The following is a 15,595-nucleotide window of genomic DNA, read 5'->3' as shown; positions in this document are numbered from 1 at the left end:
TTATTCTGTTATCCCTAGAGATTTTAATATTGTCCCATAGGATTTAACATCAGGAATTAATATAAAGTTACCGAATACTTTATCCTCACCTTCGCCAAATTCTGTTTGTATTAATAATGCTTTGTCCCCAATTTTACCAAATTCAATAGCAGGTACACTCAGTATTGCTCCAGCCATGTCGATAGCCATATATGGTATAGATGATATGATTTTTAAATTAGTTAATGATGATAATGAATTTAAATATGCACCAGTAATAATATTTCCTATTTCTTTTAAAGCGGATAAGTCTATCTCAGTAAAATCTTCAAAAGTATTTAGTTCTTTTGCCATAAGAATATTAACTAAATTATGTGCTGATACCTTCTCAAGTACAAACATCATCATACCATTGATTTCACCTTCAACATTAAGAAGTATTCCAACAACTTGATTTTCAGCACCACCTAATACCTCTGATAGCTCTTTGAATTCAGATATATTAACCTTAGGTACTCCCATATCAATTTTTTTGTTAATCATTTGAGAGAGGGCAGTTGTAGCATTTCCTGCCCCAATATTACCAATTTCTCTTAAAACATCTAGCTGTATATTATCTAAAGTATCAATATTAATATTATTCATTAAAACATCCAATCCCTTCACATAAGACATGAAACATTTATTTTTAGTCTATTATAACTAGTCAGTTTAGTCGTTTAATCATTAGTATTTATTAAGCCATCAATATTAAGTAGCGTTACTAATTCATTTCCTATCTTACCAACACCTTGAATATAATTAGCTTTCTCATCATTAGAATCTTTTGATATTTTTTCAATATCTTCTTCAGTCAAGTTCATGACTTCTTTTACTTCATCAACAATCAGTCCCATTGAATTACCATCTATTTTTACTATAATAATTCTTGTGTTATTGGTATACTCGTCTAGTTCTAGCCCAAATTTCAACCTTAAACTCATTACGGGAATTATATCTCCTCTTAGATTAATAACACCTTTTATATAGTATGGTGCTTTTGGAACCCTAGTAATTTTTAACATTCTTTCAATATTATGTACAAATTGTATATTAACTCCATATTGTTCATGACCAATTTTTGCCACTATAAATTGTATTAAATCTTGATTTTTATTTTCTTCCATTTTAGGCCCTCCTATTATACTAATGAATTGACATCCAAAATTAATGCAACCTCACCATCACCAAGTATAGTAGCTCCTGCAATCAATTTGATATTAGTTAAATATTTCCCTAGTGTTTTAATTACTATCTCTTGTTGTCCAATTAGAGAATCAACTACTATTCCTGCTTGTTTTTCTCCTTTATTTACAATAACTACTGTTAAAGAATCTTTCTCTGCATCAACACTTGGAATATCTAACTTATCATGTAGCCTTATAATTGGTATTACATGACCTCTAAGATTAATAACTTCTTGGTTTTGAATATATTTGATATCAGAAATTAATACATCCTCTATATTCTGAATAGTGTTTAGAGGTATTGCATATTTTTCTTCACCAAGATTAACCATTAGAGCTTGTATAATAGCAAGTGTAAGAGGAAGTCTAATAATAAACTTACTGCCCTTATTAAGTTCTGTTTTAACTTCAATATCACCACCAAGAGCCTCTATTTTAGTCTTAACTACGTCTAGACCTACACCCCTGCCAGATACATCTGATATTTTTTCTGCAGTACTGAAGCTTGGTCTGAATAATAATTCAATGATCTCTTGATCACTCATACTATCCGCTTGCTCTGCTGATAGAACACCATTACTTATAGCTTTATTTTTGATCTTATTTACATCAATACCATTACCATCATCGTTAACTTCAATGATTACATTATTTCCATCTTGATAAGCCCTAAGGTCAATGTTACCTACTGGGTCTTTACCAGCTTTCACCCTTATATCTGGAGTCTCTAATCCATGATCACCGGCATTTCTTAATAAATGAACTAAAGGATCTCCTATCTCATCTATAACTGTTCTATCAAGTTCAGTTTCTTCACCAGACATATGTAATTCAATCTTTTTATTAAGTTTTCTAGATAAGTCACGAATCAATCTTGGGAAACGATTAAATACACGTTCTATTGGAACCATCCTAACTTTCATAACAGCATCATGTAAATTAGTGGTTATCCTTTCAAGATATTCTATTTGTTCATTAAAATTCTGGCTAGTATTTTTTAATTCTATAGTTTCTAAACCGTTTTTTATAATAATAAGCTCACTTACCAAATTCATAAGAGTATCTAGTCTTTCTATATCTACTCTTACAGTTCTGTTTGTTTTTGGCTTAGACAAATTAGTTTTATTAGAAGTGTTATTCTCTTTAGTAGTTTTTCTATCATTACCTACTATGTTAGTTTGTTGTTCTACAACCTCTTGTTTTTGTTCGCTAATAATATTTATTTCATCTGTTAACACTTCTGTTACTTCAGCAATAGAACTTAATTCTTTTATTATATTAGAAGAATTCTCTTTAGTTACTATAAAAGTAGAAAAATTATTATCAAATTTTTCATCTTCAATATCTTGAACCACGGGATATGATTTTATTACTTGTCCTAATTTTTCTAGTGTTCTAAATACAATAAAAGCTCTAGCTGATTTTAAAACACAACTTTCACTTATATAGATAGTTATTCCATAGACCTTAAAATCTTCTTCATATGCTTTACTGATTGCATTTTTTTCAAAATCAGTAAAGTTAATATTAATATGTTTTCTTTTTTCTGAATCTGATATTAATTCTTCTTTTACAGATGTATCATTAGTACTCTCTGCATTATTATTAGTATCAGACTCTTGAACGTCATTATTTAATATCATGTTAAGCTTATCAATAATATTTTGATTATCATTGTCTCCTTCTGAACCCGATTCAACAATTAAATCAACATATTGTTCTAATGCATCTAAACATTGAAACAGTACGTCTAGTAGATTAGCTTCTACTTTAATACTTCCGTTCCTAATTTCAGATAACACATTTTCCATATCATGTGTTAACTTCTGCATTCGTTTATACCCCATTGTAGCAGCCATACCTTTTAAAGTATGAGCAACTCTAAAAACTTCATTAATTAATTCTACGTTATCCGTGTTTTTTTCAAGTTCCAATAAGGATTCATTTAAACTTTGTAAGTGTTCCTTTGATTCTTCGATAAATATTTCTAAATATTGGCTTATATCCAAATTAAAGCACCCCCACTTTCTTAAGTATTGAGTTTGATATTGATTCTAATGATACTATTTCATCAGCAATACCCTTAGCAACAACCGCTTTGGGCATTCCATATACAACACAAGTTTCTTCATTTTGAGCGATTATATGAATTTTATGGCTTTTTTTAAGATTATTAAGACCTTCAGTTCCATCACTTCCCATACCTGTCATGATTACACCTGTAAGATCTTTAATATTAATATCTACCAAAGAATTCATCATTACATCTACAGCTGGCCTATGTCCTCTAAAAGGTTCATCTTTTGATAATCTTATAATCATCTTACAATTACTATCTTGAATTATCTTCATATGGTAATTACCTGGTGCAATATATGCTGTACCATTTTCAATCACATCACCATCTTCAGCCTCTTTAACATGTATATCACTTAATTGGTTAAGTCGGTCAGCTAGAGACTTCGTAAATCCTGCTGGCATATGTTGTACAATAACAATCCCTGCATCTAGATTACTAGGTAAATACGGTAAGACATATTGAAGAGCCCTTGGTCCACCAGTAGAACAACCAATAGCAACTATTTTATTTTTACATAAACAGTCTTTTTTACTAGTTTGAATGAACGTTTTTGTTCTTTTTTCCATTGTTTTAATAGGTTCTAATTGTGATATTCCTGAATTATTAACATTAACTGCCATTAATAATTTTTCAATTAACCTATTTTTCATTTCCTCTGTATTGACTTTAAATATGTTTTGAGGTTTAGTTACAAAATCAATTGCTCCAAGTTCAAGTGCTTTAATTGTCTCTTGTCTACCTTCAATAGCTAAAGTACTCATTACTATTACTGGAACTTTTAGTTTAAGAACTTTTAGTTGCTCTAGCATCTGTAAACCATTCATAATTGGCATTTCAATATCAAGGGTTACAACGTCTGGATTTAACTCTTTTATCTTTGTAATCCCTTCTTTTCCATTTCTTGCAGTTCCTATTACCTCACACCTAGAATCACTTTTAATTATATCAGATATAACTCTTCTCATGAATGCAGAGTCATCAATAACAAGTATTTTTTTCTTCATAATGCCCATAATCATCACAGTCCTTTTTTTCGCTTTCGTCTCTTACGCTCTTCTTCGAAGATAAATTTAATTATCTTTTCTCTGTACTCGTTTGAAATATTAAACTTAATTCTTGTTTCATATTTCGTTGCTTCAAAGTCTACTATATCAGATAAAATTACTTTACCTTTAAGTTCTATAGTATCTACTTCATCATTACTATTTAGTTTTATTTTACACTTTAATATAGTATTGGCATCCATCTTCCGTTTAGAAGTAAATCTTAATCCTCCACCACTTATATCTACAATTAGTCCTTCACTCCATGTATCTTCATTAATATCTGCAAAAAGAATAGGAAGAATACATTCCAACCTATAATATTGTCTTCTTTGGCTTTTCTCCATTGGAGATTTAACTTCCAATGTAATCATGTGCAGCTCTTTTTTCTTATACCTATTCTTAACTGTGGATTTGCATTTATATAATCCACTATTAGTATATATAGATAATACATAAGATGCTCCTACCTCTAGCGGAATAATTTTTCCATTTTTAACTGGAGCAGATATTATTATTTCATCGTCATTAATATCTTGTATTATACTAACATATACTTTTTCATTCTTATAAGTGTCATTTGTATTAAATTTTAATCTTGATACTTCAACCTTATCTCCTAATGCTACTGCTTTGTTTTTCATATTTATCACCTTATTTGTTCTTTTTAGATTTCATTAAATTATAAAAAACACTTCTAAGTCCAGCATCTTGTTTAGCTTTATAAGTGCTATGGTTCAATAAGTTGTTAGCTATAACTTCAAAAGCTTTTGATACTTTTGAACTAGGATATAATATAGATACAGGCTTTTGTTTGATAACTGCTTTTGTTAAGTAACTATCTTGTGGCAAAAACCCTATATTATTTAATCCTATACCTAAAAATTTATTGGTAACCTTATTAAGTTTGTTATATATCTCTAATCCTTCAGATTCATTGGATACTCTATTAACTAATAAGTTAATATCTATAGATTTGTAATCCTCTCTTTTTCTATTTTTCAACGCTTTTAATACAGCATAAGCATCAGTTATTGAAGTTGGTTCTGGTGTAGTTACCAAAATAACTTCATTAGAAGAAACGATAAAGTCTAATACTGAATCTGATATACCTGCACCTGTATCAATTATAATGATATCTGCTAAATGATCTAGTTCTAGTAATTTTTCGTTCAAGAAATTTAATTGGTCTTTGGATAAATTAATTAACTCTTGCACCCCTGACCCACCTGATATGAATTCTATTCCAAGGGGGCCTGAAGTTAAAACCTCTTCTATTTTCATACCATTATAGATTAAATCAAAAAGATTATATTTAGGTATAATACCGAATATTACTTCAATGTTAGCAAGTCCAAAATCCGCATCAAATATAACCACTCTTTTACCCTTTTTTTTAAAATTAATGGCTAGATTAACTGATACATTGGATTTGCCTACCCCACCTTTTCCACTTGTTACAGTTATTACTTTAGAAGAACTTTTATTACTAAATGATTGCTTTTTTCTCATCATCTTCCTTAAGTTAATAGCTTGATCCATAGTTATCCTTGGCCCCCTAATAAACTTTTTGCAATGTTATGTGGATTAACTTCTATTATATCATCAGGTACATTTTGTCCAAATGTCACATAGGATAACTTCACTCCTAACTTATACCTAAAATTAAGTATGTTACCTACACATATTGACTCATCTAATTTAGTAAAGATAACTTTAAAATCTGTTATATTCATATAACTCTCAGCAATACTTATTAAATCTTTATATTTAGTTGTAACACTTAAGACTAAGTATACTTCATTCCTAGGAATAAGACTCAATAGTTCCTCCATATCGTCTAATTTTTCACTATTTTTATGAGATCTGCCTGCTGTATCAATAATTATTAAATCTTTATCCTCAAATCTTTTAATGGACGATTTTATATCTTCATTATTATAAACCACTTCAACAGGTATATTTAAAATTTTTGCAAAAGTTCTTAATTGTTCAACAGCAGCAATTCTATACGTATCAGCAGTAATCAATCCAACACTTTTATCATTATTCAGTGCAAAGTAAGATGCAAGTTTTGCTATTGTTGTTGTTTTACCAACTCCTGTAGGACCAATAAAAGTAATAATCTTAGGTCCTGTACCACTAAAATCAACCGTTTCAATATCGCCTAATTCATTTATTATCCTTTTATATATTATTGAAACCAAATCATTCATCTTTATATTACCTTTTGATAAAGACTCATTCAGTCCAAACATTATTTTGTTTGCCACTTTTTCATTAACTTCATTCTTAATTAATTGACTATATATTAGGTTTATTAACGGTATGTTTTTTTCAGATATTTGATCTTTTTCAATGATTAGATTATTATCTTTTTCGCCATTTCTAATAATCTGTTCAAGTTTATTAAGTTTATCTTCAATGTTTTCTACCACTTTGGAATTATATATATTATCATATTTTTCTTCTGTTTCTAGTACTTTTTTTTCAATAATTTGGTTTTCATTTACTACAGCAGCTTCTTTATCTTCGAGTGCTGCTGTAACTTGAACACATGGATGTTTAAATAATTTAAAAATCCCTCTTGGCTTAATATTTTTTACGCTTACTATTAAAGCCTCTTTGCCAAATTCTTCTTTGACCTGTAACATAGCTTCTTTTTCTGTAGTTGCTTCAAATTGCTTTATTTTCAATCAATACTCACCATCCCTACTGATTGTATTTCTGCATTAGCATCCAATTCATTATAAGATAATATAATCAAATCTGGATACCCTTCTTCTGTAAGGCGTCTAAAATAAATTCTTACAATAGGTGAAGTTAATAATATGGGGGTACGACCTATTGAACTTAATTTATTAGTTTCTTGCTCAACAGAATTAAATATCTTAGCAGTAATTTCTGGATCTAATGCCAAATATGTACCTTGTTCTGTATTCTTTACACTATCCATTATCTTTTGTTCTAAACCTGGGTCCAAAGTAATTACACTATTACTTTCGCTTTCATCAAAAAATGTGGATGATATGGCCCGTTTTAGACTTTGCCTAACATATTCAGTTAATATATCAGTATCTCTGTTGGTAATAGCATTATCAGCTAATGTCTCAAAGATAGTAACTAAATCCCTTATTGAAATTCCTTCATTCAATAGATTCATAAGAACTTTTTGTACTTCACCTACGCTAAGTAATTTTGGTACCAATTCTTCAACTAATGTAGGGTTACTTTCTTTGACATTATTTATTAGAGTCTGTACATCTTGTCTTGTCATAAGTTCATCAAGATGTTTTTTAATTACTTCAGTAAGATGAGTAGCAATAATTGATGGTGGATCAACTACTGTATACCCAATAGTTTCTGCTCTTTCTCTTTGGTTTTCAGTTATCCATAAGGCTGGTAGATTAAATGCAGGTTCTACTGTTTCTATTCCGTCTAATTCTTCTTCAACAAAACCTGGATTCATTGCCATATAGTGATCAAAAATAATTTCTCCTTCAGCAACTTTAATTCCTTTTATTTTAATTATATATTGGTTAGGGTTTAACTGTATATTATCTCTTAGTCTTATAATAGGAACAATGGTTCCAAGTTCAAGAGCTATCTGACGTCTAATCATTACCACTCTATCTAATAAATCTCCACCTTGATTAACATCAGCTAGTGGGATAATACCATAACCAAATTCAAGCTCTATAGGGTCAACTTGTAATAAAGAAACAACATTCTCTGGTTTTCTAATCTCTTCAGCTTCAATATCCTCCGTAGATATTTCTTGATCAACTGCCTGAATTTGCATATTGTTCTGCATTCTCCAAGCAGATGCTATTGCTAGAATACCTGCTACAGAAACTATGAAAAAAGGTAGTGGAGTAAAAATACCTAAAAATACTAATACACCTCCACTAAAATATAATACTTTTGGAAGTGAGAATAGTTGTTGCATTAACTGGTCTCCAACTTCTGCATCTTTGGAAACTTTTGTAACTAATATACCTGTCGCTAAAGATATTAACAAGGCCGGAATCTGACTTACAAGTCCATCTCCAATTGTAAGAATTGTATATTTTTGGAAGGCTTCATTTATACTAAGACCTCCTCTGGTACTACCAATAACTAAACCCCCTATAATATTAATAAATGTAATAATTAACCCTGTTATTGCATCACCTTTTACATATTTACTTGCACCATCCATTGCACCATAAAATGATGCTTCATCCTGAATCTTTGCTCTTCTTTCCTTAGCCTGCATTTCATCTATTAGTCCAGAGTTTAGATCTGCATCTATAGCCATCTGTTTACCAGGCATAGCATCCAAAGTAAATCTTGCGGATACTTCTGATACTCTCTCTGAACCTTTAGTTATAACAAGAAATTGAACAATAATTAATATAATAAACATAACTATTCCTACAACAATATCATCTCCACCAACAAATGTACCAAATGTCTCAATAACATCACCAGCTTCACCACTAGTAAGTATTGACCTTGTAGAAGAAAGGTTTAACGATAGACGATAGATAGTAATAAAAAGTAATAATGTTGGAAAAGAAGACATATTCAATGCTTCTTGTGCAAATAAAGCATTAAATAAAATAATTAATGCTAATGTAATATTAAGTGTGATTAATATATCTAGTAGGAGAGTGTTCATTGGCACTATCATTATAACAATAGCAAGAATAACAAATAGTCCTAATGCAATGTCCCCGACTTTTATCTTCATAATGCCTAGCCCTCCTTATTCTTTTTAAGATTGTATACAAATGCTAATACCTCTGCTACAGTTTGATATAACTCTGAAGGTATTTCGTTACCTATATCAACCGTATAATACAAAGTCCTAGCTAAAGGTTTATTCTCAACAATTTCTATATCATTATCAATAGCTACACTTTTAATCTTTGCTGCTAATATATCAACACCCTTTGCTATTACCACAGGGGCTAATGACTTTTCATTATCATATTTTATAGCAACAGCAAAATGTGTTGGATTCGTAATAATTACATCTGCATTAGGTAAATCTTGCATCATTCTCTTCATTGAAGCCTCTCGCATTTTCTGACGAATTTTTGATTTGATTTCTGGATTACCTTCTGTTTCTTTATACTCTTGTTTAACTTCTTGTTTTGTCATCTTTAATTGTTTTTCCAAAGAATATCTTTGATATATGTAGTCAACAACAGCAACAATAATATAAAATGCTCCTACTTTAATACCAATATCAAGAGCTAAGTCAGTCATCAATTTTAATCCATCAAGCAATGATAAATCATATACTAATAGTATAAGATCTTCTTTCCCTTTGATACTGAAGTAAACAATAACTATAATTATACTTATTTTAAGCAATGCCTTAAACAATTCCATTAATGAACGTAATGAAAAGAGTCTTTTAAAACCTTGTAAAGGACTTAATTTATTGAATTTCGGCTTCATTGTTTTTGCTGATGGTTTCCATCCAACTTGAAGAAAATTACCAACCAAACCAATTGTTACTACAATAGCAAAAAAAGGAAGTAATATTTCTAATATACCAGTAAGAGTATATCTAACTATTTCTACAGTAAAATTTATAGTTAACTCATCAGTTGCTAGTTTAAATTTTGAGTATATATGTTTATACATATTCTGTAGTTTTTCATATATATAAGGAGTAAATAACTTAATCGCAGAAAACATTATTACTAACATTAGCGCAGTTGTTACTTCCATGCTTTTTGCAACTTGTCCTTCTTCTCTGGCTTTTGTCCTTTTACGTTCTGTAGGTTTTTCAGTTTTTTCTCCACCATCATTACTTCCAGCAAAAAATTGAAGATTATAATCTATAACAATTTTTTTTTCCAGAAAATAGACCATCTTATTAACTCATTCCTTTTATAATCAGATCAACAAAACTTAACATTCTATCAAATATCCACTTACTTACATTTGGAAATACGGATAATGTAAGTAATAGAACAACTAATCCTACCATTAGCTTAAGTGGAAGTCCCACAACAAACATATTCATTTGTGGAGTAGCCCTAGCTAGTATACCTAGTACTACGTTTATTAGAAGCATAACACCAATCATGGGAGCAGCTATTTTTAGAGCTATGACAAAGTACTCTGTAAAAAATGATAGAACAGATGTATATAAGCTAGGTCTAAATACTGCTTTTCCAAGTGGTATCCATTTAAAACTTTCTGTTAAAGCTTTTATGAGAAAAAAATGGGTATTTGTTGCTAACATCATCAATAATAATAAGTAGTAATATAGATTACCTGTAATTGTTAACTGAATTTGGCTTAATGGGTCAAAAACATTAACCATTGTAAATCCAATTTGATAGTCTATTAATTGTCCAGTTAAGGTTATAATAGAAAAAGCCAAATAAGCTCCAAAGCCAATAAGCCATCCTACTATAAATTCTTTAATGACTAGTAGTGCATAAGGTAAAACACTAGCACTTGTAACATCTATCTCCATAGGATTTAGATTTATAATAATAATAGCCATGAAAAATGCCATAGCTATCTTGGCTGTCTTAGGAATGGTTCTAATACCAAACAAAGGTACCGATATAAAAAAGCTAATCATTCTAACAAATATAAGTAAAAATATATCTAAATATGTAAAAGGATTGTTTAATAGTAACTCCATAGCAAAATCTCCTAATTAATTATAAATGAACCAAACTTAGAGTATAAACTTGTAATTAGTGTTAAAAGTTTATTAAGCATCCAAGGTCCAAATAAAACCAATCCAAGAAATACAGCTAATATTTTAGGTACAAAAGCTAAAGTAGGCTCTTGTATAGATGTAACCGTTTGAAATATACTTACTAATAATCCCACTGTTAAAGCCAATAATAACAATGGACCTGCTACACTTATAACTGTTAATAAAGCTTCCCTAGCTACATCTATAATCATATCTTGGTTCATACTACAACCATCCTTTCGATATTATGCCAAAAACATTCATCATAGTCTAATGGTTTTAACTAATTCACCAATAATTAAATTCCACCCATCTGCAAGTATAAAGAGTAATAATTTAAAAGGTAATGAAATCATAACTGGTGGAAGCATCATCATACCCATTGACATCAGTGTAGATGCTACAACCATATCTATAACTATAAATGGTATATATATTAAAAATCCAATAATAAAAGCAGCTCTTAGTTCACTAATAATAAAAGCAGGAATTAGAACGCTTGTTGGAATATCTTCGATTTTAGTAACACTTCTACTCTCTGCAATATCTAAAAACAGCGCTAAATCCTTATCATTTACTTGATTTAACATAAATTTTCTTATAGGCTCCAATCCTTTTTTAATGGCTTCATCTTGGGAGATTTCTCCCGCCGAATAAGGTTGTAATGCTGTTTCATTAACATCGGATATTACTGGTGCCATAACAAACATGGTAATAAATAATGCTAACCCTACTAGTACTTGATTAGGTGGTGTTTGTTGAGTAGCAAGTGCCGATCGTACAAAGTGTAACACAACTATTATTCTAGTAAACGATGTCATCATCACTAAAATAGAAGGTGCTAATGCAATTAAAGTTAATATAAATAAAATTTGTAAACTGCTAACCACATCTTTTCCGTTCTCTGCTGCACTAACATTAAGATCAATAGAAAAAGGAATTGGACTATCAGCAGTAGCAAATACTTTAGTATTGTTAAATGAAGTTACAATATAGATAATACTTACTAATAAAATAATTCTCATTATTCGTTTTATGTTTAATTTAATATGCCTCATTAAATCTACTCCATTATGTACATTTTATTTCTTACCTAGAAATTTCTCAAGTTGCTTATTAAATGGAGTAACTTGAGCAATCTTCTCTTTATTGTATTTACTTAAATCAATATCATTTTTATCTATCTCTTTAAGAAATGTAATCTTATCTTTAGTAATACCTATCAAGATATATTCATCACCAATTTTTATTAATTGAATGAATTTTTGAGGCCCAACTGAAATAGACTCAAGCTGATGTATATTTTGGCTAGACCCTTTTTTAATCTGAAATCTTCCAAATAACCTTGTTACATAATAAGCTCCAACTAATACTAAAATAAATAATACCAATAAAACTATAACTTGCCACCATTCACTTTGTCCTGTATATAGATAACATGTAGTCATATGATTATCCTATAACTTTTGAAACAGCTTCAATAACACGCTCCGCTTGGAAAGGCTTAACAATAAAATCTTTTGCTCCGGCTTGTATAGATTCAATAACCATAGCTTGCTGTCCCATTGCAGAACACATTATTATTACCGCATTACTATCATTTCCTTTGATAGTTTTAACAGCTTCAATACCATCCATCTCAGGCATTGTGATATCCATAATTACTAAATCAGGTTTAAATTCATTATATTTTTCAACAGCTTTCATTCCATTTTCTGCTTCTCCAACAACATTATATCCATTTTTGATTAAAATGTCCTTTATCATCATTCTCATAAAAGCAGCATCATCAACGATTAAAATATTCTTTCCCATAGAAATCTCTCCTCTTAATAATATTAATTAATTAGGCTTTGGTGGTTGTTTTTAATGATATCGGTAATCCTAATACCAAAATTTTCATCAATAACAACTACTTCACCTTTTGCAACATTTTTTCCATTGACTAATACATCAATTGGTTCGCCGGCTAGTTTTTTAAGCTCAATTATTGTACCAGGTGCAAATTCTAGTATTTCTTTAATTGGTTTACTAGTTCTTCCTAGCTCAACTGTAACTTCTAATGGTACATCCATTATTAAATCAATATTTTCTTTTTGTTGCATTACAGCATTAATATCAAAATCCTGGAATTGAGCCTGTTGCACATCAATATTTCTAAATTGATTTTCCGAACCTTGATTAAACATATTGCTATAACCACTCGTTTGGTTAGGCATTTGCATTCTTTGATTAGACATCTGCTTGTTAGGAGTAGGTTCAACAGGTTTTTTTTCTGGTATTTGTTTTTCTTTTGGTATTTGTTCTTCTGTTGCTTCTTTCGTCTCTTCTTCTACCTCAGCTACTTCTTGACAAGCCATAAAATTCTCATATATATCTTTTGCAAATTCCATTGGGTATAACTGCATCATTTCACTATCAACCAAATCACCTATTTGCATCTTAAAAGATACCTTTAGGAATTCTTTGTTAAGAAATTCAGCAAATTCTTCTGATTCTTCTACATTAAAATCCACAATATTTGATGAAGGAGGATTAATATCAATTTTCTTAGCAAACATAGAAGACATGGAAGTTGCTGCTGAACCTATCATTTGATTCATAGCTTCACTTATTGCGCTAAGATGAAGATCTGATAATGGTGCACTAGTACTTATACCTTCACCACCCATCATTAAATCTGCAATAATTTTTACATCATCTTCGTGAAGTATTAATAAATTAGTTCCTTCCAAACCTTCTTTATATACAATTTGAATAGCAACACATGGCTTAACAAAATCCTTAGATAGATCTTTCCAGTTAGAAACTGAAACTGTTGGTGTTGTAATTACAACTTTTTGATTTACTAAAGAAAATAATGTTGTTGCAGCAGTTCCCATACTTATATTTGATATTTCACCAATTGCATCTTTCTCAGTATCATCTAATTTATACTCTGATCCTTCACTACTGCTACTTGTGTCATCTAATCCCTCTAAAAGGGCATTTATTTCCTCTTGAGATAGCATTTCATCCATTGCTTATTCCTCCTCCCTAATAATAGAAGTTATTTTTATAGCATTTTTATGATTAAAAATACCAGGTTTTCCTTTGAACTTTTTGATGTTCCCTACGTAGACTTCCATTTCAGAATCTACTTTATTGTTAAGTTTAATAATATCTCCTTTTTGAAGATTAACAAAATCATTTACTGATATACTAGATTTGCCAAGAACTGCTTTTATTGGTATTTTAACATTATCTATTTGATGTTCAATGATTTCTTTATATAATTCTTCATTGGTCTTTTGTATTGTTGAGAACCAATATTTCGTATTTAACTTATCCATAATTGGTTCTAAACATAAATATGGTATACAAAAATTCATTAAACCTTCTACTGGCCCTATTTTAATACTTAATGTAATAAGGGCAACTACATCAGTTGGAGATATTACTTGAGCAAATTGGGAATTAGTTTCTATCTTCTCTAATCTAGGAGATAGTTCCACAACATTTTTCCAAGGCTCTCTCATATTTTGTATACAAATAACTAATATTTTTTCTATCAATAGAACTTCTATCTCTGAAAAATCTCTCTCTCTATCAAGTGGTTCTCCCTTTCCACCAAGCAATCTATCAATAATAGCATACCCTATATTTACTGATAAATCAACAACAAATGACCCCTTTAACGGCGAAAAATCAACAACTCCTAATAATATAGGATTTGATAATGCATTTGCAAACTCAGAATACGAAATTGCTTCAGAATTTACAACATCCACTTGCGTCGCAGTTCTTAAGTATGCAGGTAAAGTCGTAGAAATTAATCTTGCATAATGTTCAAAAATTATTTCTAATGTTCTTAGCTGTTCTTTTGAAAATTTTGATGGTCTAGCAAAATCATAATCTTTAATTTGTTTTTCATTAGCATTAGAACGATATTCATCTACGTCTAATTCACCAGTATTTAATGCATTCAACAAATCATCAATTTCGTGTTGTGATAAGACTTCACCCATATCCTCACCTCCTACAGTAAGTGTATTAATTTATCTATATAGGAAATCTCTAATATATACTTCTACAAGAGCATCTGTATCTAACATTTCAATCATCATATTAAATATCTCATCAGCTAGCACTTGTTGATTGTCTTTTATATCTTCTGAATAATTATCACTTAACAATACTGAAATTCTAGATTTTATTAAGCCTTTACTTTCTTCTAGTAAAGTAATTGTATCTTTTAGTTCTTTGCTCTTCTTATCTAGTACGAATCCTACATAAAAAGTAAAACTAGTACGTTTTTCAGGATTATCTTTGGAAGGTAAGATAACTATAATATTATCTGTTTCATAACTTTCTTTCTGACTTAGAGGTATCTTATCTGGATCTTTTACTTGTTCTACTTCATCTGAGTTTCCTGTAGGTTTCAAAATAAATACTGATATACCTAATAGAATTACAGAACAAACAATCATAATTACTCCAATCATTAATACTAATTTTCCATTATCTTTTTCACTTTTCGTTTTGACTTTTTTTTCCTTTGCCATTAGTT

17 protein-coding genes are annotated in these 15,595 nt (G+C 29.9%); all 17 read right to left on the bottom strand.

What is annotated here, in order from left to right; translation table 11 throughout:
- The gene (locus N4A55_RS13150; RefSeq protein WP_293757142.1) at positions 1 to 624 is read right to left on the bottom strand and encodes a chemotaxis protein CheC; all 624 of its coding nucleotides are present in this window, start codon (positions 622 to 624) and stop codon (positions 1 to 3) included.
- 74 nt (positions 625 to 698) lie between these two features.
- Positions 699 to 1,145: a chemotaxis protein CheW gene (locus N4A55_RS13145; RefSeq protein WP_293757140.1), complete on the bottom strand. Its 447-nt coding sequence runs from the start codon at positions 1,143 to 1,145 to the stop codon at positions 699 to 701.
- A gap of 14 nt (positions 1,146 to 1,159) precedes the next feature.
- A complete protein-coding gene (locus tag N4A55_RS13140; protein ID WP_293757138.1) occupies positions 1,160 to 3,214 on the bottom strand; it encodes a chemotaxis protein CheA in 2,055 nt (684 codons plus the stop codon).
- A gap of 1 nt (position 3,215) precedes the next feature.
- The gene (locus N4A55_RS13135; RefSeq protein ID WP_293757136.1) at positions 3,216 to 4,289 is read right to left on the bottom strand and encodes a protein-glutamate methylesterase/protein-glutamine glutaminase; all 1,074 of its coding nucleotides are present in this window, start codon (positions 4,287 to 4,289) and stop codon (positions 3,216 to 3,218) included.
- Positions 4,290 to 4,303: 14 nt separating this feature from the next.
- Positions 4,304 to 4,972: a flagellar brake protein gene (locus N4A55_RS13130; protein WP_293757134.1), complete on the bottom strand. Its 669-nt coding sequence runs from the start codon at positions 4,970 to 4,972 to the stop codon at positions 4,304 to 4,306.
- A 10-nt stretch (positions 4,973 to 4,982) separates the two neighbouring features.
- On the bottom strand, positions 4,983 to 5,870 hold the full coding sequence (locus N4A55_RS13125; protein ID WP_293757132.1) for a MinD/ParA family protein: 888 nt from the start codon (positions 5,868 to 5,870) through the stop codon (positions 4,983 to 4,985).
- 2 nt (positions 5,871 to 5,872) lie between these two features.
- Complete coding sequence (flhF, locus tag N4A55_RS13120) at positions 5,873 to 7,024, bottom strand: flagellar biosynthesis protein FlhF (protein ID WP_293757130.1); 1,152 nt, start codon at positions 7,022 to 7,024, stop codon at positions 5,873 to 5,875.
- The gene (flhA, locus tag N4A55_RS13115; RefSeq protein WP_293757129.1) at positions 7,021 to 9,063 is read right to left on the bottom strand and encodes a flagellar biosynthesis protein FlhA; all 2,043 of its coding nucleotides are present in this window, start codon (positions 9,061 to 9,063) and stop codon (positions 7,021 to 7,023) included. The genes flhF and flhA overlap by 4 nt, the downstream gene beginning before the upstream one ends.
- A 5-nt stretch (positions 9,064 to 9,068) precedes the next feature.
- On the bottom strand, positions 9,069 to 10,199 hold the full coding sequence (flhB, locus tag N4A55_RS13110) for a flagellar biosynthesis protein FlhB (RefSeq protein WP_293757127.1): 1,131 nt from the start codon (positions 10,197 to 10,199) through the stop codon (positions 9,069 to 9,071).
- Positions 10,200 to 10,203: 4 nt separating this feature from the next.
- Complete coding sequence (gene fliR, locus N4A55_RS13105; protein WP_293757125.1) at positions 10,204 to 10,986, bottom strand: flagellar biosynthetic protein FliR; 783 nt, start codon at positions 10,984 to 10,986, stop codon at positions 10,204 to 10,206.
- Positions 10,987 to 10,997: 11 nt separating this feature from the next.
- Positions 10,998 to 11,270 (bottom strand): flagellar biosynthesis protein FliQ, encoded by a 273-nt coding sequence (fliQ, locus tag N4A55_RS13100; RefSeq protein WP_113675203.1) that lies wholly within the window; start codon positions 11,268 to 11,270, stop codon positions 10,998 to 11,000.
- A gap of 39 nt (positions 11,271 to 11,309) precedes the next feature.
- On the bottom strand, positions 11,310 to 12,104 hold the full coding sequence (fliP, locus tag N4A55_RS13095) for a flagellar type III secretion system pore protein FliP (RefSeq protein ID WP_293757122.1): 795 nt from the start codon (positions 12,102 to 12,104) through the stop codon (positions 11,310 to 11,312).
- 24 nt (positions 12,105 to 12,128) lie between these two features.
- Complete coding sequence (gene fliO / locus N4A55_RS13090) at positions 12,129 to 12,494, bottom strand: flagellar biosynthetic protein FliO (RefSeq protein ID WP_293757120.1); 366 nt, start codon at positions 12,492 to 12,494, stop codon at positions 12,129 to 12,131.
- Between the two features lie 4 nt (positions 12,495 to 12,498).
- Positions 12,499 to 12,861, bottom strand: coding sequence for a response regulator (locus tag N4A55_RS13085; protein WP_293757118.1), 363 nt, complete (start codon positions 12,859 to 12,861; stop codon positions 12,499 to 12,501).
- Positions 12,862 to 12,884: 23 nt separating this feature from the next.
- Positions 12,885 to 14,066: a flagellar motor switch phosphatase FliY gene (gene fliY / locus N4A55_RS13080; protein ID WP_293757116.1), complete on the bottom strand. Its 1,182-nt coding sequence runs from the start codon at positions 14,064 to 14,066 to the stop codon at positions 12,885 to 12,887.
- A gap of 3 nt (positions 14,067 to 14,069) precedes the next feature.
- A complete protein-coding gene (gene fliM / locus N4A55_RS13075; RefSeq protein ID WP_293757114.1) occupies positions 14,070 to 15,053 on the bottom strand; it encodes a flagellar motor switch protein FliM in 984 nt (327 codons plus the stop codon).
- A 30-nt stretch (positions 15,054 to 15,083) separates the two neighbouring features.
- On the bottom strand, positions 15,084 to 15,590 hold the full coding sequence (locus tag N4A55_RS13070; protein WP_293757112.1) for a flagellar basal body-associated FliL family protein: 507 nt from the start codon (positions 15,588 to 15,590) through the stop codon (positions 15,084 to 15,086).
- Positions 15,591 to 15,595 lie beyond the last annotated feature (5 nt).

The organism is Vallitalea sp. (assembly GCF_025211055.1).
Lineage (GTDB): Bacteria > Bacillota > Clostridia > Lachnospirales > Vallitaleaceae > Vallitalea.
This window is presented reverse-complemented; position numbering and strand designations above follow the sequence as displayed.